This is a genomic window from Paenibacillus sp. PK4536, assembly GCF_028594455.2.
GTDB classification, from domain to species: domain Bacteria; phylum Bacillota; class Bacilli; order Paenibacillales; family Paenibacillaceae; genus Saccharibacillus; species Saccharibacillus nuruki.
Map to the genome: position 1 here is coordinate 2,804,608 of NZ_CP126313.1, position 24,039 is coordinate 2,828,646.

General features: G+C 40.2%; 18 protein-coding genes. 13 read left to right on the top strand and 5 right to left on the bottom strand.

Going from position 1 to position 24,039, the window contains the following annotated elements; genetic code table 11:
- Positions 1-15: 15 nt before the first annotated feature.
- The 3 genes from PO903_RS12575 to PO903_RS12585 form a co-directional block, all read right to left on the bottom strand.
- The gene (locus PO903_RS12575) at positions 16-645 is read right to left on the bottom strand and encodes a 3'-5' exonuclease (protein ID WP_273593582.1); all 630 of its coding nucleotides are present in this window, start codon (positions 643-645) and stop codon (positions 16-18) included.
- 237 nt (positions 646-882) lie between these two features.
- Entirely contained in the window at positions 883-1,929 is a 1,047-nt protein-coding gene (locus tag PO903_RS12580) for an HD-GYP domain-containing protein (protein WP_137222326.1), read from the bottom strand.
- A gap of 89 nt (positions 1,930-2,018) precedes the next feature.
- Positions 2,019-2,750: a molybdenum cofactor biosynthesis protein gene (locus PO903_RS12585; protein ID WP_137222328.1), complete on the bottom strand. Its 732-nt coding sequence runs from the start codon at positions 2,748-2,750 to the stop codon at positions 2,019-2,021.
- A gap of 105 nt (positions 2,751-2,855) precedes the next feature.
- On the opposite strand from PO903_RS12585, the gene PO903_RS12590 reads away from it, so the two are divergent.
- The 6 genes from PO903_RS12590 to PO903_RS12615 all read left to right on the top strand — a co-directional run bounded on the left by PO903_RS12590 (position 2,856) and on the right by PO903_RS12615 (position 9,812).
- The gene (locus tag PO903_RS12590; RefSeq protein WP_502921642.1) at positions 2,856-4,301 is read left to right on the top strand and encodes a bifunctional metallophosphatase/5'-nucleotidase; all 1,446 of its coding nucleotides are present in this window, start codon (positions 2,856-2,858) and stop codon (positions 4,299-4,301) included.
- A gap of 98 nt (positions 4,302-4,399) precedes the next feature.
- A complete protein-coding gene (gene yfkAB / locus PO903_RS12595) occupies positions 4,400-5,533 on the top strand; it encodes a radical SAM/CxCxxxxC motif protein YfkAB (protein WP_069326973.1) in 1,134 nt (377 codons plus the stop codon).
- Between the two features lie 62 nt (positions 5,534-5,595).
- Positions 5,596-6,987 (top strand): hemolysin family protein, encoded by a 1,392-nt coding sequence (locus tag PO903_RS12600; protein WP_069326974.1) that lies wholly within the window; start codon positions 5,596-5,598, stop codon positions 6,985-6,987.
- Between the two features lie 86 nt (positions 6,988-7,073).
- The gene (locus tag PO903_RS12605) at positions 7,074-7,760 is read left to right on the top strand and encodes an HAD family hydrolase (RefSeq protein ID WP_273593583.1); all 687 of its coding nucleotides are present in this window, start codon (positions 7,074-7,076) and stop codon (positions 7,758-7,760) included.
- A gap of 140 nt (positions 7,761-7,900) precedes the next feature.
- Positions 7,901-8,248 carry a YlbF/YmcA family competence regulator gene (locus PO903_RS12610; protein ID WP_069326976.1) on the top strand — a complete coding sequence of 116 codons (348 nt, stop codon included), beginning with the start codon at positions 7,901-7,903 and terminating at the stop codon, positions 8,246-8,248.
- 226 nt (positions 8,249-8,474) lie between these two features.
- Positions 8,475-9,812 (top strand): DRTGG domain-containing protein, encoded by a 1,338-nt coding sequence (locus PO903_RS12615; protein ID WP_069326977.1) that lies wholly within the window; start codon positions 8,475-8,477, stop codon positions 9,810-9,812.
- Between the two features lie 272 nt (positions 9,813-10,084).
- Here PO903_RS12615 and PO903_RS12620 read toward each other — a convergent pair whose 3' ends face one another.
- A complete protein-coding gene (locus PO903_RS12620) occupies positions 10,085-12,037 on the bottom strand; it encodes a methyl-accepting chemotaxis protein (RefSeq protein WP_273593584.1) in 1,953 nt (650 codons plus the stop codon).
- Between the two features lie 232 nt (positions 12,038-12,269).
- Between PO903_RS12620 and PO903_RS12625 the strand changes: the two genes are divergently transcribed.
- The 6 genes from PO903_RS12625 to PO903_RS12650 all read left to right on the top strand — a co-directional run bounded on the left by PO903_RS12625 (position 12,270) and on the right by PO903_RS12650 (position 20,973).
- On the top strand, positions 12,270-16,070 hold the full coding sequence (locus PO903_RS12625) for a DNA polymerase III subunit alpha (protein ID WP_273593585.1): 3,801 nt from the start codon (positions 12,270-12,272) through the stop codon (positions 16,068-16,070).
- A 233-nt stretch (positions 16,071-16,303) separates the two neighbouring features.
- Entirely contained in the window at positions 16,304-17,203 is a 900-nt protein-coding gene (accD, locus tag PO903_RS12630) for an acetyl-CoA carboxylase, carboxyltransferase subunit beta (protein ID WP_069326980.1), read from the top strand.
- Complete coding sequence (locus PO903_RS12635; RefSeq protein WP_069326981.1) at positions 17,204-18,301, top strand: acetyl-CoA carboxylase carboxyltransferase subunit alpha; 1,098 nt, start codon at positions 17,204-17,206, stop codon at positions 18,299-18,301. It begins immediately after the preceding gene.
- Between the two features lie 159 nt (positions 18,302-18,460).
- Positions 18,461-19,888 carry a pyruvate kinase gene (pyk, locus tag PO903_RS12640; RefSeq protein ID WP_069326982.1) on the top strand — a complete coding sequence of 476 codons (1,428 nt, stop codon included), beginning with the start codon at positions 18,461-18,463 and terminating at the stop codon, positions 19,886-19,888.
- 125 nt (positions 19,889-20,013) lie between these two features.
- Complete coding sequence (locus PO903_RS12645) at positions 20,014-20,532, top strand: acyl-CoA thioesterase (protein ID WP_273594653.1); 519 nt, start codon at positions 20,014-20,016, stop codon at positions 20,530-20,532.
- Between the two features lie 30 nt (positions 20,533-20,562).
- Positions 20,563-20,973 carry an FxsA family protein gene (locus tag PO903_RS12650; RefSeq protein WP_371748083.1) on the top strand — a complete coding sequence of 137 codons (411 nt, stop codon included), beginning with the start codon at positions 20,563-20,565 and terminating at the stop codon, positions 20,971-20,973.
- Positions 20,974-21,181: 208 nt separating this feature from the next.
- Here PO903_RS12650 and ytvI read toward each other — a convergent pair whose 3' ends face one another.
- On the bottom strand, positions 21,182-22,297 hold the full coding sequence (ytvI, locus tag PO903_RS12655) for a sporulation integral membrane protein YtvI (protein WP_069326984.1): 1,116 nt from the start codon (positions 22,295-22,297) through the stop codon (positions 21,182-21,184).
- A gap of 386 nt (positions 22,298-22,683) precedes the next feature.
- On the opposite strand from ytvI, the gene PO903_RS12660 reads away from it, so the two are divergent.
- Positions 22,684-23,796 (top strand): citrate/2-methylcitrate synthase, encoded by a 1,113-nt coding sequence (locus PO903_RS12660; protein WP_273593586.1) that lies wholly within the window; start codon positions 22,684-22,686, stop codon positions 23,794-23,796.
- Positions 23,797-24,039: the final 243 nt, after the last annotated feature.

A 24,039-nucleotide genomic window follows, 5' to 3' on the forward strand; every position in this document is an offset into this window, starting at 1 on the left:
GGAAATAAACTATCTTTATTTTCTTGTGTTAGGACGGAATGCGAATTTCTTTTTGCTCTTCCCAGCAGAAGCAGAAAAAGAAGTATATCCACCTACATACATCTGTCCAATCTGATACCCGTGTGCTTTGGCGAGTTCTGCGGGACTGTTATGTTGTTCTTGTTCTAACAATTTCAATAACACGTTAGCGGTGGCTCGTGCATCTTCTAATGCATCATGATGATTAAACGTAATCCCGTAATGATTAGAAATGATATTTAATTTATGAGAAGGCATATGTGCCAGTATTTTTTTGCTGAACAGGTACGTACAATGATATTCAAATGTAGGATAATCCAGTAGCGCATGATCCAGACAATAACGTAACACACTCATATCAAATGAAGCATTGTGCGCCACAATCGATTTATTTTCAAAAAAAGGCAATAGGGTTGGCCATAACTCTTGAAAAGTCGGTTGTCCTTTGACCATCGCAGGCGTAATCTTGTGAATACTGATATTCATTGGATCAAAATGTTGATTAGGGTTAATAAGCCATTCTTGTTCAAAAACGATTTGTCCTTGAGAGACTTCCACAATACCGATGGAACAGGCGCTAGATCGGCTGGAATTCGCAGTCTCGAAGTCAACAGTAACAAAATCCATAATGATCTACACTCCTATCTAAAGTGATGCTATATATTCTTTGTTGATTCATGATCAATTAGTACATCTTTTAATTATTTCATGTTTATCTTCAAATTACGAACTTTTTAGAACAATGAATAGGTGTAAATTGATTATAAACAATTAACATAGCCACACTTCTAAGATATAAAAACACAAAAATAGCTGAGAATATAAACTCACTCTCAGCTAAGTCTGAACAATGACATGAATAACTTACATAAAAATTTCTTCAATATCCAAATTCGATTGCATCGCCAAGTCTGTGAATCCTTTGTCCGTTTTGATCAATGGACGGAAGAAGTCAGATGGGTTAGTCATAATAATCTGACCAACTTCTCCAGAACTGAGCAATACTTGTTTGCCTATAAAATTAGGCAACATATTTCGGATAAACGTTTGCGCGGTTTCGGCGTGCAATTGACCAAAGCTCATTTTGTGTAGTTCTTTCAATACACGTAGCAATTCTTGTTTGGTCTGATACACTCGTGCTGTAGTCATAGCGCTGTATACATCCGCTACAGCTGTAATACGTGATAAAGGGTGTATTTCATCAAGGCTAAGTCCATGAGGGTATCCTTTGCCATCCATACGTTCATGATGTTGCAAAGCAACCATTGCACTGATCTTATCTCCTGTAGATTGCATAATGATATCATGACCATAAATCGTATGACGCTTCATTTCTTCGAATTCTTCTGTAGTTAGCCGACCGGGTTTATTTAAAATATGACTCGGTATTTTGGATTTACCTACATCGTGTAGATAACCGGCTTTGCCTGCTTGATAAGCTTCTTGTTCTGTATATCCCATCCATGTCGCTAAATAATAAGATAACATCCCTACTTGAAGAGAATGAGTATAGGTATAATTATTATCATCGTTGAGAAAAAGTAAAACAGATACGACATCTTTTTGTTCTTGTAATTCTGTAAGTAAAGGTTCTAGCTTGGCATCTACCTGACTGCCATCGAATTCTCCGCGCGCCGCAGCATTCAAAAATAAATCTTCAAATCCTTCTAAAGCGCTATTAAATTGAACTTTAGCATCTTGAAGGGGATGGCTAGATAAAGATTGGCTAATATCGGCAGGTTCTGAGAAAACTTCTTCAATGTCGACATCATCCACACCATGCTGTAGCAGCTTGGCAATATCTTCCCGCTGAAGAGTATGGCCCTTTTGCATAATATGAATGCCGAATGTATTGAATGTATCTCTAAGAAGCGTATCTCCCGGCTTCAAATCGGTAACATGCACTCTCAATAGTGGGCACCCCGTTTATTAAACAAATTGTAAATGTATCATATCAGGAAAAAAAAGCAGGATCAATGGTTAAAATCAGTTCCTATAGCTCAAGATTTTGGCTGAGTAGGGTTCCAAGGACCTGTCTGAACCCCTTTCCACTCTGAACCATCTGCCCAGATCTCTTTTTTCCAAATTGGTACGGTTTCTTTGAGACGTTCTATAGCAAATCGACTGGCTTCATACGCATCATTGCGGTGAGCAGAAGAGACAGCAATAATCACGCTGGTCTCCGCTATGCCAACAGTTCCTATACGATGACTGATCGCACAACGTGTTCCTGTCCATGTGGATGCAATATGATCTCCAATCTTCTGTAACTGATGAAGTGCCATAGGTATATAAGCTTCATATTCTAAATGAACAGTTTGCATAGCACCTGTCATTTCACGAGTGGTTCCGATAAACGTGAGTGTTGCCCCGTGATTGGGATCAATCACTTTAGCGATCACTTCTTCAGCTTGTAAGGGCTCACTGGTAATGAGGTATAAACCGTCCGCTGTCTGTGAAGTGCTAGGTTCTATTCCTGAGCCACCGGATACAGGAGGAATCAAAGCAATTTCATCCACAGGCTTAATGATATTATCGGCTAAAGCATACTCTTGATTAACAGCTGCGAAGGCTCCTTGAATCATTATTTTTGCATCAGGATATTGCTCAGACAAAAGTTCTTTCATTTGGGCGACTGATATGTCCTGAGATTGCGGAACTTCTATAATAACTTGCGATTTGCCAACACGTTCAGCAAGACCTGCAAATAATCGGATAGTATATTGTTGCATAGTATTAAACGCCTCCATGTGCTTTTTGGATCTCTTTAATATATCATAAGTTCATATAGCTATTATAACCCTAATTCAAGGGATCGGATGCAGGAGGATATACAAATGATAGACATGAATGAAGTTGAAGATACATTAACACTATTACACACGAATGATATCCATAGTCATTTTGAAAATATGGGTGCGATTGCAGCGATAGTAGCTGATCGTAAGCAACAATGTGGTGAAGATCAACTATTGGTACTGGATATTGGAGATCATATGGATCGGATGTCTATCGAGACAGAAGGATCGTCAGGTGGAGCCAATATCGATATTATCAATATGACCGGTTATGATGCGATAACGATCGGTAATAACGAAGGTCTGACGTATACACCAGAATTATTGAATCAAGCGTATGCGGGTATTAGCTGCCCGATTATTTGTAGTAATGTAGAAGAGATAGAGAGTGGTGTTCCGCCTGTATGGATGGAGACACATCGGATTATTCACAAAGGAACATGGAAAATAGGTCTTATCGGAGCAACAGCGCAATATAGCGATTATTATGAACTCTTAGGTTGGAATGTTAGTGATCCTATATCCAGTCTAGCGCCATGGGTAGCCAAGCTACGGGGCGAGGTAGATTTATTGGTTGTATTGTCTCATTTGGGATTACCGACCGATCAGAAGCTTGCGGAGCAGTTACCTGAGATCGATGTGATTTTGGGAGGGCATAGTCACCATGTGCTAGATCGTCCGCTGTGGATCGGGACAACGGTACTTGGAGCCGCAGGCAAATTCGGTCAGTATATCGGAGAAATGGTCTGGAAAAAAGATACACAAGGCGCTCGTGCTCATCTACTGGATGGTGGATTGATTCCAATCACTGAAAATATGGAACGAGATGTCTCTATCGAAAATGCGATTGTTCTTCATCGACAACGTGCAGAAGAACGTATGAATCGTACAGTCGCCATGTTAGAAGCACCTATTGAAATTAATTACGAAACAGAGTCTCCCTTTGGTAATTTGCTTGCACAGGCTGTACGTCAATTTACAGGGGCAGAGTTGTCGATCGTGAATGCAGGTCAACTACTGGCTGATCTGCCCGCAGGAGAAGTGACAGAAGGTCTGCTACATCGTCTGTGTCCATCGCCTGTTAATCCGTGTGTAACCTTGCTTCAAGGAAAAAATATCAAGTTAGCGTTAGAGCAATCATTGTTGCCTGAATTTACACACAAAACGATTATGGGATTTGGTTTTCGAGGTAAAGTATTAGGTTGTCTCTGTGTAGATGGCATTGATATCTCGTATGATCTATCACGACCTGCTTATGATCGTATTACTCATATTCAGTTAGGGGATCAACCGCTCGAAGTTGAGAAAGAATACAGTGTAGGTTGTCTGGATATGTTTACATTTGGGATTGGATATATGTCGCTTAGTGAAAGTAACGAGGTCAAATATATATTGCCTGAATTTATCCGCGATCTATTACGGATGCAGTTACAGACACCAGGAGCAGCGTTAGCGTCTGCCGAAAAACGATGGTTTATGGTATGATAAATGAGATCTTGCGTCATATTTTGCATATTTAATGAGTCAAAGAACGTTATGCAATACATGATTTAAGGTTAATACATGAAATAAGGTGAAAGCAAATGACAGTAATACAAAGAAGTGAATGGCCACTTAAAGAGTTATCCCCAAGTTATGATCCGTGGGACCCATTGCTATCACTTCGCAAGTTTGGACGTAATACGTTAACCAGTGTCGAGATGACGGTGACGAATCTGTGCAATATGCGTTGTGAACATTGTGCGGTTGGAGATTCACTGGTCATGCGTGAACCTGATATGATTCCTTTACCTTTAATGCTCAAACGATTAGATGAAGTAGAACATCTTCAGACGATCAGTATTACAGGTGGTGAACCGACTTTCCGCAAAAAAACGGTGGATGAAGTCATCGTGCCTTTGCTTAAATATGCGCGTGAGCGTGGTATTCGTTCGCAGATCAATTCTAATTTAACATTGGATATTGGTCGGTATGAGAAATTATTGCCGTACTTAGATGTGATGCATATTTCATTTAACTATACATCGGTAGATGATTTTCATGAGGTGGGTTTTGCGAATAGCGGACATCCTGTTCCTCGTGAAGTCGCTGTCAAAATGTATGATAAAATGATTGAAAATTCTCAAATATTAAGCAAAGCCGGTATGTTTATTTCGGCAGAGACGATGATCAATTATCGTACTCATCACAAGTTGCCTGAGATTCATCGATTGATCAAAGAAATGGGTTGTCGTCGTCATGAAGTTCACCCAATGTATGCGGCTGACTTTGCAGCTAATCTACCTGTAGTTTCACTGGCTGAATTCCGCACAGCGATTCATGATCTGTTGGATCATCGGGATCAAGACATGTGGATGTTATTTGGAACATTGCCGTTTTTTGCTTGTAATTCAGAAGTGGAAGATCGTCAATTGATTCAGCGTCTGCGTCGTGAACCTAATGTTACCGTCCGTAATGATCCAGATGGACGTAATCGGGTCAATGTGAATATGTTTACAGGTGATGTATTTGTAACCGATTTTGCAGCGATTCCAGCGTTTGGGAATGTGTCTCATAGTCAGCTTGACGATGTATTTAGCGAATGGAGTAACAATCATCCGTTAAATCAGACTGTCAATTGCCATTGTGATATTGCATCTTGCTGTGGACCGAATCTATTAGTTGCAGATATGTATTACAAAGATACAGATTTTAAATCAAGACAAGCTATTTTGTAATTCAATAAGCATTTTGCGTTATCCACTGAAGTAAAATAGAGACAACAACAGAATAACGCAGAATGCTGATTAACTATGGAAGAAATGGGGCGTTCTGGTTGGGCCATTCGGAGTTTGAGATAGGAACTTTAGTATTGAATTTGGCTTTGGTTTTACTGCTCGTATTTTTAAATGGCTTTTTTGTAGCTGCTGAATTTTCACTTGTGAAAGTACGCCATTCTCGCTTGACTCAATTAGAGAGTGAAGGCAACAAGCTTGCAGGATACGCGCTTAAGGTCAACAAGAAGCTGGATGCTTACTTATCAGCTACCCAATTTGGGATTACGCTGGCATCTCTTGGACTCGGTTGGATTGGTGAGCCTGCGATCTCGGAATTACTTGTCGAACCAATTATGTATAAGTTAGGATTCGGTGAATCTCCATTAGTTACGACGATTTCCGTTATTATTGGTTTTGCTGTAATTACATTTCTACATATCGTTATAGGGGAATTGGCTCCAAAATCATTAGCGATTCAGCGTACAGAAGGCGTATCGTTATTGCTTTCAGCACCATTATTATTCTTTTACCGTGTATTTTTCCCTTTTATCTGGGTATTAAATGCAGCTGCTAACGCTGTATTGCGTACAGTAGGTATTGAACCTGCTAATGAAGCTGAAGCCGCTCATTCGGAAGAAGAAATCCGGATTTTGATGAATCAAAGTGCCAAAAGCGGTGTGATTGATGAAGGCGAAATGGAACTGATGAACAATATTTTTGAGTTCTCTGATTTACTTGCTCGTGAAGTCATGTTGCCACGTACCGATATGACTTGTTTGTATACGAATTTGTCCAAAGAAGAAAATTTGGCGATTATCAATGAAACCAAACATTCACGTTACCCTGTAGCCGTAGAAGATAAAGACCGTATTATCGGTTTTGTGCATATTACAGATGTATTATTATCTCCTGTGAACCAACCGTATGATTTAGTGGCGTTGGCACGACCTATTTTGAATGTGCCTGAGTCAATGGAAATTAGTCATGTTTTACAGATGATGCAGAAAAATCATTCTCAATTGACATTGGTTGTCGATGAATATGGTGGAACCGCAGGGATTTTAACCGCAGAAGAGATTTTGGAAGAAATCGTAGGCGAATTGTATGATGAATTTGAAGATGAACGACCTGATTTGGAACGAGATGGGGATACCATTTCAGTCGATGGACGGATGTTGATCGAAGATGTCAATGAGTTAAGTGGTGTTGAGATCGATGATGATGAAGTCGATTCAATCGGTGGTTGGATGTTTAAAGAGCTTGAAGGTGTACCGGAAACAGGCGGTAAAGTAGAACTGGATGGTGTCACATTTGAAGTGGCTGAAGCAGAACGTCTGCGCATCATGCGTGTACGTATTTATCCTGTTCCTGAGATTGAAGACGATGATAACGATCATGACAATGATTCCGATTAAATAATAGTTGTGCTATACCATAAGTTAGATCTGATTTGAGGGCAGTGTTATGCTGCCCATCATACATAGAGATAGGAGCTACACTGATGAATGAACAGCCGAAGTTACACAAGCCTCAAGCGATGATGTTTGATATGGACGGTACTCTTTTTCAGACGGAAACGGTTCTTTTACCTGCCTATCACAAAACATTTGAAATATTAAAACAAGAAGGTCTATATTACGGAGAAACGCCACCGGAAGAAATTATTTTGAGCTGTCTGGGCATGTTGTTAGAACATATCTGGGAACGTGTTATTCCAGGTGCTGGAGCGCCTACAGTGGCACGAGCGAATGAATTATTGTTACAATTGCAATTAGACGAAATGGAAGCTGGCATCTCTGCAATTTATCCACAAGTGACTGAAACACTACAGTATTTGCATGATCAAGGTGTACGTTTGTTTGTAGCGAGTAATGGTCTAGAAGGCTATGTTAAAGGCGCAGCCGATGTTCATCAATTAACGCCTTTATTTGAAGGAGTATACAGTGCTGGAGAGTACAATACGGCTTCCAAAGTCGATCTGGTGAAATTATTAATGACTACCCATCATGTGACCGAAGCGTGGATGGTCGGAGATCGTTCTTCCGATGTTGAAGCAGGCAAAAAAAATGGACAGGTTGTGATTGGCTGTAATTATGCAGACTTTGGAGATACTTCTGAACTGGAAGGTTCGGACGTGATTATTACTTCATTTGACCAATTAATTACGCTTTATGATCAAGCAGAATAACCTGTAAAATAAGGGGTTTACCTCTATAGGAGTGTCCGTTATTTTACTTCTGTAACCAAATCAGTTAATCTGTAAAAGTTCAAATCGCAAATGATTGGGTACAATATAAAAATGATATTAAAGAAAGCAGGGATACAATAATGAATATTTATGACAAAGCTAATGAACTATCGAAATCGATCCGTGAAAGTAAAGAAGTAGAAGATATTACAGCTGCTATGAAACTGATCGAAAGTGACCCAGAAAGCAAACGTATGTTAGATGATTTCCGTACGCGTCAAATGGAAGTTCAACAACGTATGATGTCTGGGGATATGCCGAACCCGGAAGAAATGGAACAAATGGAAAAAGTATTTGAAGTGTTGAACTTGAACTTGAATATTCGTCGTTTGTTCGATGCAGAGCAACGTCTAAGTGTAATTATTGAAGATATCAACAAAATTATTACTGAAAGCTTGAGCGATCTATACGGCGGCGACAACGTATAATTCTTAACCATCTGTTTCAGTAAATAGCTATAATGAAATTATAACAGGTGAATAACTATCCTAAATTTAAAGTATATATTTTTTTGAATACATATGTATTTTTAAAAAGATATATCAAAATAGTGCCATCACAAGCGCCTCTAGCCAGATATCTATGGTTGGAGGTGCTTGTTTTTGTGCTATAATCAATTCAGAGTGATACAGATCAAGAACGGTGGTGTTACAGTTGGAAGAACAGGATGAGACGATTACAAAGCATGAGCAGTTATTGCAACATATTGAAAAGCTACAAGTAGGCAGTAAAATTTCTGTTCGCAAACTAGCCAAACATATGGGAGTGAGCGAAGGAACTGCTTATCGTGCTGTGAAAGAAGCCGAAAATATGGGAATCGTAGTGACCCGTGAACGTATAGGTACGATACGTGTAGAAAAGAAACCACGCGGAATCTCAGAGCAACTTACATTTGCTGATGTCGCTGAGATTGTCGGCGGTCAAGTATTTGGTGGAAGCGGTGGACTGAATAAAACGCTTGTGAAATATGCGATTGGTGCGATGAAAGTCGAAGCGATGATGCGTTATGTTGAAGCAGGAAGCTTATTGATTGTCGGTAACCGTGAGGATGCTCATTCGCTTGCACTGGAACATGGAGCAGCTGTTTTGATTACCGGAGGATTCGGCACGAGTACAGAAGTGAAAGCTTTAGCAGATCAATGTGATTTGCCTATTATTTTATCCCGTCATGATACGTTTACAGTGGCTTCAATGATCAACCGTGCTATTTTTGACCGAATGATCAAAAAGAAAATTATGCTGGTTGAAGATATTATTGCAGGTAAGCCGAAGCCAGAAGTGCTTAAAGCTTCAAGTACAGCTCAAGATTTTCGTGAAATGACTGAGAAAACAGGCTATGCACGCTTAGCGGTCGTAGATGAATGGAATCGAGTGATCGGGATTGTAGGACGAAAAGAAATCGAAGAACTACCCGCAGAACAGCCAATCGAAAAAGTATTAATTCGTCGCCCGATTACAGCGACGTTACAGACTTCGCTTGCTTCAGCCGCACAGACGATGATGTGGGAAGGTGTCGACTTTTTACCAATCGTCGATCGTAATCGCAAATTGATCAGCACCGTGACCCGTCATGAAGTACTGCAAGCGATGAGAGATGCTCAGCAACAACCGAATACAGGTACAGGTGAAACATTCGATCATTTGATCTGGAATGGATTTGCAGAAGAAAAAGATGAAGATGGTGGTATCGTATTTCATGGCTTTATTACCCCGCAGATGGCTACCGATTTGGGAACTATTTCCGAAGGGATCTTAACAACAGTCATGATCCAAGCAGCAACACGTACCGCCAAATTACTAAGCGGATTCGATTACGTGTTAGACAATATGAGTACGTATTTTCTACGTCCGATACAGATTGAAGATGCCGTAGTCATTCGTCCAATTGTACTCGAATCCAGCCGCCGCACATGTAAGTTAGAAATCCAAATGTCCTACGATGAACTACCCGTAGCCAAATGTATCCTAACCTTACAATCCATTGACCACTAGCACTTGGCAGTATAAGTGCGACCCATTTCAGTAAAAAGTGATTTTTGCAAAGCAAAATATCTTACGATCAGCACTTGGCAGTATAAGTGCGACCCATTTCAGTAAAAAGTGATTTTTGCAAAGCAAAATATCTTACGATCAGCACTTGGCACCATAAGTGCGCCTAGTCCAATAAAAAGAAGCACTACAGGATCAAATCACCTGTAGCGCTTCTTTTTTTACAAAATTCCTATTTCATATATCCATCCTAATCCCACTACAGCAACCCATCATCAGACCTGGAATTTCTCGACCATTCTTTTTAATTCTTGAGCGACATCAGATAATACTTCAGAAGAAGCAGCAATTTCTTCCATCGTAGCTAATTGTTGTTCAGTTGCAGCAGATACCGATTCAATCTCACCTACCGAGGTATTCGTAATGTCTGACATTTGATGAACCGAACGGATCACTTGCTCTGTTCCTTTTGAAAGTGTAGAAGAAGCATCTGATACACTTTGGATATTGAAAGTCACTTCTTGTACATATTGACGAATCAGGCCAAATGATTGTTCTGCCGTGTGCACAGCCGAAATACTTTGAAGTACTTCTTGAGAGCCTGCTTCTGTACGATCAACAACTGTGTGAATCTCAGACTGAATACTATCGATTAGAGCACTAATCTGACTGGCAGAAGAAGAAGCTTCATCAGCTAAGTTACGAATTTCTTTAGCCACTACACTAAATCCTTTACCATGTTCTCCTGCACGAGCAGCTTCGATTCCGGCATTCAGTGATAATAGATTCGTTTGCTTAGCGATCTGCGCAATCACATTGACAATCTGTCCTATCGTTTCTGAATGATTGTTAAGACTATGAACCGAACCGGAAAGCTCTCCGAAAATAAATTTCAATTTATTGATTTCCGTATCAGCCGCTTTGAGAGCGGTATCGCCTTCATTAACTTTGTCTGAAGCCATAACTGCTTTGGAAGCCACTTCTTGAGCACTACTTGCGATTCCTTGAATACCATCTGCCATTTGATTCACGGTGGTTGACGTATGCCCTACATATTCCATTTGACGATCTGAACCTTCAGCCATTTCTTGAATCGATAAAGCGATATGTTGAGAAGCGTTAGACGTTTCACCAGCGCTTGCTGTTAATTGTTCGGATGAAGAAGCAAGATGAAGGGATGTATCTTTTAAATGAGACACCATTTCTCGTAGACTGTTCGTCATCGTCGCTAGAGCATTAGATAATGCACCGATCTCATTCTTGGATTTGATATCCCATGTGGACGTAAGATCGCCATTTGCGACAGCTTCTGTAACTTTAACCAATTGCATAATCGGTTTGGTTAGACGAGTAGAGAAAATGTAACCCGCTATAATAGCAAGAATCAGAGAGATCACTAATATAATGATACTGTTCCGTAATAGAATAGTAGAATCCGCCATAATTAAGTTATACGGTTTTTCACTAAATATACTCCATCCGGTTAACGGATCTTTGGCATAAGAAACCAATACTCGATCTGATTTTTCACCATACGATAGTGTCCCTGCAATCCCTTGCGAAGCACTTTGGAAAGAAGGAGTATCCTTGATATCTTTATCCAGTGAATTCGTATCAGGATGAGCAAGAATTGTTCCTGTACGGTCTGCAATATAAGCTGTCTGACCGTTTGTAGAAAATTCTTTGGCATATGCACTCATATTATCTAAAGGTAAAGTCACTTGAAGCATACCACTTAGTGTGTTAGTCGTATCGAATACAGGGTAAGCAACAGTAACGATCTTTTTACCAGTCGTTTTGCTGACCAAAATATCCGAAATCACTTGTTTTTGAGTCGCCATCAATTGTTTGAAATAATCACGATCACTTGTATTGCTCAAATCGCCATCTGAACTTTTAGCAATTTGTTGTCCGTCGGTAGCGGTAAAGATAATCGCTTGAATTTCAGGATGTAATTTGCCGACAGATGATAATAAATTTTTAACTTGTGGTAATTGTTGGGGTATATATTCTTTGATCTCTGGATTCTCAGATAATTGTTGCAACATCTCAATTTCCGAATTAATTAAAGCTGTTGTTTTTTGAAGAACCAAATTCACATTCTGTTCATTCATGCTGTACGCATCTTTTTCAATCTTGTTGCTTGTACTAATCATACTGAACGTTCCGTACACCAGTAATGGAATAAGTGCGATTAACGACATAATCATAATCAATTGCTTTTTCATTGTTATTTCCCCCGATAGATAAAATCAATCAAATTTGATATTGATGATTTTATCGGTAAATATTTCAATAAGTTTAGAATTTTTGTCAGCATATGTCGAAATAAGCGTAATAACCCATCCTATCTAACAACAGATGCATCATTTATTGACGGATATGATAAAATAAGAAGTAATGGATTGTGATTCAAAACCGATCTGAAAATCAATGATTTTAGCGAAAGTAGGGAAGCGTATGACCCCATTTGTTCACCTGCATGTGCATAGCGAATACAGTCTACTGGACGGGGCTGCGCGCATAAGGGATCTTGTGAGCCAAGCCGCAGAATCAGGCATGACAGCAATGGCTCTTACCGATCATGGAGTAATGTATGGAGCGATTCCATTTTATAAAGCCTGTAAGCAACATGGTATTAAGCCCATTATTGGTTGTGAAGTGTATTACACTGCTGGATCACGTAAAGAAAAAGCAGCACGTAAAGATCAACCGATTCATCATTTATTGTTACTAGCCAAAAATGAGATCGGTTATCGTAATCTAATGAAATTAAGTTCGATTGGACATTTAGAAGGATTCCATTACAAACCTCGTGTGGATGCTGAAGTATTGCAACAGTATCATGAAGGTATTATTTGCCTGAGTGCTTGTCTTGGAGGAGAGATTCCCCAACATTTATTACATGAACAACCGGAAGAAGCCAAAAAAGCCGCTCTTCGTTATCAAGCGATTTTTGGTGAAGATTTCTATATAGAATTGCAAGATCATCATATTCCTGAACAGAAAAAAGTAATGCCGTTATTAATCAATCTAGCTAAAGAGCTTAATATTCCATTAGTCGCTACCAATGACGTTCATTATTTAACGGAAGAAGATGCCAAAACGCAAGATGTTCTCATCTGTATTGGTACCGGTAAAACGATGGATGATGAAGGTCGTTTTCGGATTCCAACGAATCAATTGTATCTAAAAGACAGTGAGCAAATGGAATCTTTGTTCCGTCATGTGCCTGAAGCGATTACGAATACAAACGTTATTGCAGATCGTTGTGACTTGGAACTGACTTTTGGCGAATCACTGTTACCGTCGTATTATCCGATTCCAGATGAATTATCACCTGAACGTTATTTGGAACAATTGTGTCGTACAGGATTAGAGCAACGTTATCAAGATACGATGTACTGGACAGATCCTCAAGAACGTCAACACATCGAAGAACGCTTAAATTATGAATTAAAAGTAATTGGTAGTATGGGATTTGCCGATTATTTCCTGATTGTATGGGACTTTATGAAATATGCACATGCTCAAGGCATTGTAACAGGCCCCGGGCGGGGTTCCTCAGCAGGAAGTCTGGTTGCTTATGTACTGGAAATTACCAATGTCGATCCGATCAAATACAAATTGTTATTTGAGCGTTTTCTTAATCCTGAGCGGATCACTATGCCTGATATTGATATCGATTTTAGTGATCTACGCCGTGATGAAGTGATCGAATATGTTGTTTCCAAATATGGAAGAGACCATGTGGCACAGATTATTACATTTGGTACATTAGCTGCGCGTGCAGCCGTACGTGATGTAGGACGAGCACTCAATGTTCCTTACGCAGATACAGACAAAGCCGCCAAGTTAATTCCTGCACAGGTTGGCATGACAATTAGCAAAGCGTTAGATCAAGTTCCCGAATTACGTGATCGTTATGAAAAGTCTGCACCTGTTCGTGAAATGATCGATACAGCGCTTAAGGTTGAAGGTATGCCACGTCACGCTTCTACGCATGCCGCAGGGGTAGTGATTTCAAGTGGAGTATTAACTGATATTGTGCCAATCCAAGAAGGTAGTGAGATTGCCGTATTGACTCAATATCCGATGGAAAGTCTAGAATCGATTGGTATGCTCAAAATGGACTTTCTGGGTCTACGTACATTATCTATTATGGAACGCTGTATGACATGGATAGCAGAACAAGAAGGACATCCTGTTGATTTCTCTAAGATTTCAGACCATGATCCACAGACCTACGAAATGCTAAGCCAAGGCGATGCAATGGGCGTGTTCCAGATGGAATCTCCCGGTGTACGGCGTGTGCTGCGTGATCTTAAGCCTACAGCCTTTGAAGATATTGTATCGGTGGTGGCTTTGTATCGTCCGGGTCCAATGGACTTTATTCCCAAATATATTGAATCCAAGCATGGTCGTACCGTTCCAGAATATCCACATCCCGATTTGGAACCGATCCTGAGCGATACGTATGGCATTATCGTGTATCAAGAGCAGATTATGCAGATTGCTTCACAGATGGCTGGATTTACACTGGCAGAAGCCGATTTGCTACGCCGAGCAGTTTCGAAGAAAAAGCGCGAAATTTTGGATGAGGAACGGGTGCATTTTGTTAAAGGAAGTATAGAACAGTCTTACACTGAACAAGAAGCTAATGTGGTCTACGATATGATTGTACGATTTGCAGATTACGGATTCCCGAGAGCTCATGCAGCGGCTTATGGTGTACTTGCTTTTCAGACGGCGTATCTCAAAGCGCATTATCCGGTACAATTTATCGCTTCGATGTTAACTGCTGTAATGGGAACACATCGTAAAGTAGCTGAATATGTATTGGAATGTCGTCGTATCGGTATAGAAGTATTACCACCTGATGTGAATACCAGTGGAGTGACATTTACTCCGGTAACAGCAGCGATGCAACAAGAGTTAGAGCAACAATTATTATCTAAAGAATCGGCAACTGATGATGAGAATGCGGAGGCTCAAGATACAGCTTCATCGTCAGAATCACCGAATTCATCACAAACTTCTTCATCTACAGGTAATATTCGCTTCGGTCTAGGCGCAGTCAAAAATGTCGGTACACAAGCGATTAATAGCATTATTAAAGAACGTCAAGATCGTCCGTATGATAGCCTGATCGACTTTTGCCGTCGTGTCGATCCCAAAGCGTGTAATAAGCGTGTAATTGAATCTTTGATCCAAGCAGGTGCATTTGATAGTCTACCCGGACACCGTGCACAATTATTAACGATGCTTGATGATACGATCAAAGAAGCTGCCAAATGGCGCAAAGAACGGGAAGAATTACAGATAGAAATGTTTGCCGATCTGGGATTTGTAGAGACCCATAATTGGGAAGTGTCTTATCCAGATGTTGCGCCTTATACAACCGGAGAACAACTTGAATTTGAACGTGAATTGTTAGGGTTGTATTTATCAGGACATCCGTTAGATGATTATGAGCAAGTGATCGAAGATAGTGGATTGTCCCGTCTGATGAATCTACATGAAGGCGAAGATGAAAGTATTGTCGCTGTAGCAGGTATGGTCGTATCGCTTAAACTGATCACAACCAAGCAAGGAAAATCGATGGCTTTTATGGAGCTTGAAGATCAGATTGAACGGTGCGAAGTTGTTCTTTTCCCTGAAGTGTGGCGTAAAAGTAGTGCGTTAGTAGATAAAGGATTACTGCTCAGTGTACGTGGTAAATTGCAAAAAGAAGATGAAGGATTCAAATTGTTAGCTGAAGAAGTAGTGACCTTGAGTGAAGAGTCTGCACGCGAATTAGCGACCAGAGCTCGTCAACGGATGCATATCGCCAAAAATAAAGCTACTGCACAGACCAAACAGACCAACAAATCGTCATCCACTTCAACCGCTAAGCCTTATACCAAAAGTACAACGTCTGCGAAAAGTGTAGCGCCGACTGAGCAAGAGACAGTTCCTTCTTCATCTGCTTCAGGTGTAGCCAGTGTAGTAAATGATGCACCTCATACCGACAGTCATCCTGAACCGGTATTGAAGCAACGTGTATTTATCAAAATTACCAAAGAAGCTCAACAAGCAGATAAATTAGCAGTACTCAAAAAGCTATTAGCGAGTCATCCGGGGCCTGTAGGTACGTTGTTATTTTATGAAGAAACGCAAAAATTATTTGATCTTAGTGAAACGTATAGCATCAAACCTTCACCTGAGCTATTTCAGGAAATGGAGCAGATGTTAGGCGAAGGCACAGTTAAAGTAAAATAAGTCTATTATGCTAGAGCACATTGATTGTCAACCCGTCAATGTGCCAATTTATCTTCACTTATCTTTGTTGCGATAAAAAAGTGTGGTATGTTATCATTATCCCATTATGTGGGCTTAAAGTGCTGTAACCGCTTCGTTATTCTTTTAAGTCCAATTAGGCTCGGTATAAATGAACAATATATGATATGAATTCCATCGCTGAGGAATACGTACATGGCTGGAGAGGTGTAGTTGTGTTTAGAGATTTATTTCAAAAGAAAAAGAAATATGCGACCATTCCATCCCAACGTTGGGGGAATGAAACAGAGTCTGGTGAAGAACCACAAGAGCGTCCCAAACGTGAGATTCCAGAAGGCTTAATGAACAAGTGTAGCAAATGTGGCACGATTCATTACAGCAAAGAACTGGAGAAAAACCTGAAAGTATGTCCTAACTGTGGTTACCATATGCGTCTGAATGCGATTGACCGCATTATGATGACAGTAGATGATGGACAATTTACCGAAATGGATGCTCGTATGGAATCCAAAGATCCTTTGAAATTCCCCGGGTATGCAAGCAAGCTTGAGCAACAGAAAATGAACTCTGGACTACGTGATGCCGTTATTACAGGTGAAGGTCTGATTGATGGTCAGCCGGCAGTACTTGCGGTAATGAGCTTTGACTTCTTTAGCGGAAGTATGGGTTCGGTTGTAGGTGAAAAAATTACTCGTGCGATTGAGCATGCAGATGCTCGTCAGATCCCGATGATTATTTTCTCCACTTCAGGCGGAGCACGGATGCAAGAAAGTATTTTGAGTCTGATGCAAATGGCTAAAACAAGCGCAGCTTTGGCTCGTTTTCAAGAAAATGGAGGACTGTATGTCTCTGTAATTACCGATCCTACGATGGGCGGAGTATCTGCAAGTTTTGCCATGCTTGGAGATGTGAATATCGCTGAACCGGGAGCATTATTCGGGTTTGCTGGACGTATTGTTATTGAACAGACGATTCGTCAGAAATTGCCAGAGAATTTTCAGACCGCAGAATTTAATATGGAACATGGTCAACTCGATATGGTGATTCATCGTAAAGAGATGAAGTCTACATTATCGCAATTGTTGGATTTTCACAGTGGAAAAGGGGGATTTTAAGTGGCAGGAGAGATGCCTTTTGAAATGCCTCTCGTTGAAATGCGTAAAAAGATTGACGAGCTGAAGCAATTCGGACAGGAAAAAGGAATAGATTTCAACGATGAGATTACACGTTTGGAAGAACGATATCGTCAGATGGAAAGTGAAATATATAGTCAGATTTCACCTGCGCAGAAAATGCATCTGGCAAGACATCAACAACGTCCTACTTCGCTGGATCTGATTTCGATCGTATTTAGTGATTTTATGGAGTTACATGGTGATCGTATGTATGGTGATGATCTAGCGATTGTGGGCGGTATCGCCAAATTGGATGGACATCCCGTAACGATTATTGGTCATCAACGTGGTAAAGATACCAAAGATAATATTGCTCGCTTTTTTGGCAGTCCGCATCCTGAAGGATTCCGTAAATCGATGCGTCTGATGAAGCAAGCTGAGAAATTTGGACGTCCGATTATTACATTTATTGATACCAAGGGTGCTTATCCGGGTAATACAGCAGAGGAGCGCGGACAGTCTGAAGCGATCGCTCGTAACCTATGGGAAATGGCGAAGCTACGTGTTCCTGTCGTCTGTGTCGTGATCGGAGAAGGCGGTAGTGGCGGTGCGCTGGCACTTGGTGTAGGTAACCGTGTACTTATGTTAGAAAATGCGATCTATTCAGCGATTTCTCCAAATGGTGCAGCATCCATCCTCTGGAAAGATGCGTCCAAAGCCGATCAAGCCGCAGAAGCGATGAAGATTACAGCGGAAGATTTGCTTCGTATGGAAGTTGTAGAAGACATCGTGCCTGAACCTAAAGGTGGCGCACACAAAGATTACGAAGCAACAGGTGAAGCGATCAAAAAGCATCTGCTTGTTCATTTACGAGAATTATCTCGAATGAATGCAGCTGAATTGATTGAAGATCGTTATCAGAAATTCCGTAAAATTGGTGAATTTACAGAGCAAGCGATGAGCACATTGCCAGCGAGTAGATCCGAAGTGAATATAGAAGATCAACCTCAAGAAGAATTGCAATCCGATGTGGAACCTATTCTTGGGAATGAAGAAGAAATGAAAGCTAAATCTTCACGTTCCAAGCGTCATTCCTAATTGAGCCTTTCCACAATTTCTGAGGAATTTTGACAATCTTCTATACAAAGTAGACAAACTGTAGTAAATTTAATTGTTGGGACTTGTTGAATGGCTTCGGCAAGTCATGTTGGGAAAACAAAATAAAGAGAGACCTTTAAAAACGGAGGAAAATCAATTATGCGTAAAACTAAAATTGTATGTACGATCGGACCGGCAAGTGAGTCTTTAGAAAACACGAAGAAATTAATTATGGCAGGTATGAACGTCGCTCGCCTGAACTTTTCTCATGGTGATTTTGAAGAGCATGGTAACCGTGTTAAAAACATTAAACAAGCAAGCAAAGAATTAGGTAAAACAGTAGCCATCCTGCTGGATACCAAAGGTCCTGAAATCCGTACCGGTAAATTTAAAGAAGAACCAGTAGAATTAGTTCAAGATGAATATGTAACTTTGACTACAGAAGACATTTTGGGTGACCAACATCGTATGCACGTGACTTACAAAGATCTTCCAAGTGACGTTGAAGTCGGTTCAACAATTTTGATCGATGACGGTTTGATCGGTTTGACTGTTGTTGAAGTTCAAGGTACTGAAATTAAATGCCGTATCGTTAATGGTGGACAAATCAAAAGTCGTAGAGGCGTTAACGTACCAGGAGTAAATATTTCACTTCCAGGTATTACAGAAAAAGATGCTAACGATATTATCTTCGGTATCGAGCAGGGTGTAGACTTTATCGCGGCTTCTTTTGTACGTAAAGCAAGCGATGTTCTTGAAATCCGTCAATTGTTAGAGAGCAAAGGTGGTAGCCATATCCACATCATCTCTAAAATTGAAAACCAACAAGGTGTAGATAACTTGGATGAAATCCTTGCTGTATCTGACGGTTTGATGGTTGCTCGTGGTGACTTGGGCGTAGAAATCCCTGCGGAAGAAGTACCATTGGTACAAAAACGCATGATCGAAAAATGTAATCGTGTAGGTAAACCAGTTATTACAGCTACACAAATGCTGGATTCAATGCAACGTAACCCGCGTCCTACTCGCGCTGAAGCAAGTGACGTAGCGAACGCTATTTTCGACGGTACAGATGCAATCATGCTTTCTGGTGAAACAGCTGCTGGTAAATACCCAGTTGAATCTGTATTGACAATGTCTCGTATTGCTGAAAAAGCAGAATCTGCTTTGAACTATCACGAGTTGTTCCTTAAACAAACACATGCACAACAAACAACAGTAACAGAAGCGATCAGTCAATCTGTAACAAACTCTGCAATGGACTTGAACGCAGCAGCGATCATTTCTTCTACAGAGTCTGGTCATACAGCACGTACTGTTTCTAAATACCGTCCGCAATCTCCAATTATTGCTGTAACCACATTGGAGCAAACAATGCGTCGTCTTTCTCTAGCATGGGGTGTGTTGCCTGTTAAAGGTACACAAGCTCATTCTACAGATGAGTTGTTTGAAATTGCTTTGCAAGGTGGACATGATTCAGGTCTACTTAAAGAAGGCGATTTGGTTGTGATTACTGCGGGTATTCCTTTGGGTCAATCCGGTTCTACGAACTTGATCAAAGTGGCTCAAATGCCTGCTAAATCGTAATAGAATATCAATCAATAGTGCAAGATAGCATCATATCAGAGAAAGCAGTGGATCATTCCATTGCTTTTTTTGATGATTTTTATAGACCTATTTAAATTTTGAAATGAGAGCAGAGGTACCACATGATGGCAAAAGAACGATTAAACTTACCTAGCGATTGGCACGGAATAGCTTTTCGTGTACGTTATCAAGAAAATGATCCAATGGGCGTAGTGTATCATACGAATTATTTGAACTGGTTTGAATTAGGACGTACCGAAATGATTCGGGATCTAGGATTCCGTTATAGGGATATGGAAGCCGCAGGATTATTATTACCATTAATCGATGCGTCATTGTCATATGGACATCCAGCAAGATATGATGATCGTGTAGCAATCTATACCCGTATAATAGAGTTTTCCAAGCTTCGTATAGATTATGAGTACAAAATCCACTTATTAGATGAACATGATACAGCCGTAGGGGATTCTTCATCTGCTGGAGAACGTCCTATTTTTAAAAGGGATGCAGAGTTACCGGGAACGCCTTTGACAAGCGGTTCTACCAGACATGTGTGGGTTAATAAAGACTTCAAGCCTGTACGACTTGATAAACAAGTGCCTGCGTTGTATTATGCACTTGTAGAATCTTTACAGATGTAGTCTGGTTGGATAGAGAAAGGAGAGGTACTTTTGGGTAAGGGCATCGGCAAATGGATTATTGCATTGATTATTATAGTGCCACTCCTAGAATGGTATGTTTTTTTACAGATGATTGAATGGATCGGTGGCTGGAACACCCTTATTCTTTTACTCACCACATCGCTGGTTGGTATATTGATGATGAGATTTGAAGGACGTAAAGTGATTGAAGATACCAAGCAACAGATGGACGCTGGCGAACCACCAGGACGAAGAATGCTAGACGGTCTATGTGTGTTTGTAGGCGGAGTGATGTTAGTATTACCGGGCTTTATTTTGGATATTATCGGATTTACGCTTGTATTCCCATTAACACGTCCAATTTATCGTAATCTGTTATTACGCTGGATAGAGAAGCGGATGAAAAAAGGCAGTATTACAATTCACCGTGGTGGTCAATAAGCTTACCTACTTTAGTCATCTTTTAGATGAATAGGCGCTCTATCAAAGGATCACAATCGATCATAACAAACAGGCAGTCCTTTAGATCATTACTTCTAAAAGGACTGCCTGTTTTAGTCTGTTTTTATAAGATGGTAATGATTATTTCTGATAGAAGAGTATGAAAATATAGGATTGAGAAATGGATTCTACATCCTTATGCAATGACTTATCTTGCTTTGCCATTCACAATATAGTTGCGCAGATCACGGAACACATTAGCACGATTGAGAGCAGAAACAATAACAAGCGTTACAGGCCCAATCAATAGTCCTAGAGCTCCAAATAGCTTGAGTCCTACAAACATACTGATTAAGGTGGCTAAAGGATCAAGACCTACACTACTCGCTAGCACTTTAGGCTCCATAATCTGCCGTACAACCAACACAATGACATAAAGTACACTTAGACCAATCCCCAGACTGAGATCACCGCTCATAAAGTTGTAGATCGCCCAGGGTATCATCACAATCCCTACGCCAAGATAAGGCAGTAGATCGACAGCACCGATCAGTAGACCAATCAACAAAGCCGATTCGACTCGTAAAATAAACAGTCCGATAATAACAATAATACCTGTGATCGAAATTAAAATAAATTGTGCCCGTACATAACCCAGCAATGCTTTTTGCAAATCACGCCAAATCGTCACCATCGTCAGTCGGATATTAGAAGGAAACCAACCTGAGACGATACGGGTATGCTTTTCCCAGCTATTACTGATAAAAAAGGCAGATAATACAATAACCACAATAATCCATGCAAAGTTAGGCAGTGCTGTTAAAAAACCTAATAGATAGTTAAGAATGCCCGTCACAATACTGCTTATCGTACTTGAAAGGCTTTGCGTAGTTTGATCAAGGTTGTTATTGATCGTATCCCCATAAGGGGTGTCTTTCAAAAATCCATTGATTTGATTCGTAATATTTTGTAGACTGTCATTTTTGGTCCATCCGACAAACATATCACGCCAACTATCCATATGATCGTTGAACGTCTGCATTAGTGTGATCGTTTGTTGAACAAGCCTTGTCACTAGAAAAGACAGAAGGGCTAACAATCCACCAAAATAAACAAGCAATGAAATCGAAACGGCTAACCAACGTGGAAAGCGAGCACGATTCTGCAATAACCGCACTAACGGATTCATTGCATAAGCAAATAACCAAGCAAGCAATAATGGATAAAGAAGCGGAAAAAGATAACGTACAGCAATAGCCGTAATCACAATAGCGACCAGTACCCATATTCCACGTAAAATCCGATTACGGATCATAATATTCAATGAATGGCTCTCCTTCTACTCAATATAGTTATAAATATGTAATCAGCATCATATATGATGTTAAACGGCAGACAAGACTTTTGAAACGAAAGGGCTTATAATTGATAATGTAAAGGGTTACAAAAAAATTCTTATGAAGCTGATAAAACAATTTGATGTCACAAACACTTCTCCTTTTGTTCACAACTCCGTCAAAATAAAGTATGATGAGAGAAGGTCCTTGGAAGGTTAGTGGTAGGTGTTTGGATCATTAGAACTCTTTTCAACAATTGTGAAGGACCTTACTAGCCAGTTTTTAAATTTTTCCATATTTAAAAATGTAAATGTTTTCATTCCCGTAAATGGGCAAAATCACAATCATTCCGTTCTGCAAAGGAGAGAGTAATATGACAGCTACTAAAGGATTGGAAGGCGTTGTTGCAGCAAGTTCATCTATTAGTTCTATCGTTGACGGCGTACTTACATACCGTGGAATCGATATTGATGAGTTAGCTATTAACGCAAGTTTTGAGGAAGTGGCTTATTTGTTATGGTTTGGCAAACTTCCAAATCAAGCAGAGCTAGATCAATTGCAAAAAGATCTAGATGAATATGCTACCTTACCAGAACCATTGATTGCGCAAATGAAACTTTATCCTAAAGATATGAATCAGATGGCAGCTCTTCGTAGTGCGATCTCTGCTCTTGCTCTATATGATGATCTAGCTGAAGACATGAGTCCAGAAGCTAATCATAAAAAAGTAGTCAAATTGCAAGCACAATTGCCAGCGATTGTAGCTGCTCTTGGACGTATTGCAAGTGGTAAAGAGCCGGTCGCTCCGAAAAAAGGCGTATCGATTGCTCATAACTTCTTGTATATGTTAAATGGCGAAGATCCTGAAGATACAGCAGTTAAAGCATTAGATCAAGCACTTGTTCTGCATGCGGATCATGAATTAAATGCTTCTACATTTGCTGCTCGCGTTACGGTAGCGACTTTGTCTGATATTCATTCCGGTATTACTTCAGCAATTGGCGCGCTTAAAGGCCCACTACATGGTGGAGCAAATGAAGCGGTTATGAAAATGCTTGAAGAGATCGGTTCGATGGATCGTCTAGAAGGTTATATCCAAGAACAACTAGACAACAAAGTAAAAATCATGGGCTTCGGTCACCGTGTATACAAAAATGGTGATCCACGTGCCAAGCATTTACAAAAAATGTCCAAAGAGCTAGGTGAAATGAACAACGATCTAAGTCTATACGAAATGTGTATTCGGATCGAAGAAATTGTAACGGGTAGCAAAGGACTCAAACCGAATGTTGATTTCTATTCAGCTTCTGTTTATACCATGCTAGGTATTCCGCGCAATTTGTTTACACCTATTTTTGCAATCAGCCGTGTATCTGGATGGTCTGCACATATTTTGGAGCAATACGAAAACAATCGTATTATCCGTCCTCGTGCAGAATATGTAGGACCTGTTGATCAAAAATATATTCCGATCGAACAGCGCTAAAATCAGTATTTCATTTCATATGCAAGTAGATATTTCTCATATGACCCAACGTCTGGTAAAATAAAGACAGAACTGTGCATGTCTGTGAAGGTAAGCATATACAAATGATTTGTACCATGCATATACCTGAAGAGGAGCCGGCGAGTAATTTATACCCAAGTGTATAGGGTATTCAAAGGTTTCCTTTTGATGTGTGTAAACGCCTTCTCTTACGATGCGACAGCCATATCCCTTAAGGAGGAA

Excerpts from the sequence above, each read along its gene's own strand:
- PO903_RS12575 (WP_273593582.1), bottom strand. The coding sequence starts at position 645 with ATGGATTTTGTTACTGTTGACTTCGAGACTGCGAATTCCAGCCGATCT.
- PO903_RS12585 (WP_137222328.1), bottom strand. The coding sequence starts at position 2,750 with ATGCAACAATATACTATCCGATTATTTGCAGGTCTTGCTGAACGTGTT.
- PO903_RS12590 (WP_502921642.1), top strand. The coding sequence starts at position 2,856 with ATGATAGACATGAATGAAGTTGAAGATACATTAACACTATTACACACG.
- yfkAB (WP_069326973.1), top strand. The coding sequence starts at position 4,400 with ATGACAGTAATACAAAGAAGTGAATGGCCACTTAAAGAGTTATCCCCA.
- PO903_RS12600 (WP_069326974.1), top strand. The coding sequence starts at position 5,596 with ATGCTGATTAACTATGGAAGAAATGGGGCGTTCTGGTTGGGCCATTCG.
- PO903_RS12605 (WP_273593583.1), top strand. The coding sequence starts at position 7,074 with ATGAATGAACAGCCGAAGTTACACAAGCCTCAAGCGATGATGTTTGAT.
- PO903_RS12610 (WP_069326976.1), top strand. The coding sequence starts at position 7,901 with ATGAATATTTATGACAAAGCTAATGAACTATCGAAATCGATCCGTGAA.
- PO903_RS12620 (WP_273593584.1), bottom strand. The coding sequence starts at position 12,037 with ATGAAAAAGCAATTGATTATGATTATGTCGTTAATCGCACTTATTCCA.
- PO903_RS12625 (WP_273593585.1), top strand. The coding sequence starts at position 12,270 with ATGACCCCATTTGTTCACCTGCATGTGCATAGCGAATACAGTCTACTG.
- pyk (WP_069326982.1), top strand. The coding sequence starts at position 18,461 with ATGCGTAAAACTAAAATTGTATGTACGATCGGACCGGCAAGTGAGTCT.
- PO903_RS12645 (WP_273594653.1), top strand. The coding sequence starts at position 20,014 with ATGGCAAAAGAACGATTAAACTTACCTAGCGATTGGCACGGAATAGCT.
- PO903_RS12660 (WP_273593586.1), top strand. The coding sequence starts at position 22,684 with ATGACAGCTACTAAAGGATTGGAAGGCGTTGTTGCAGCAAGTTCATCT.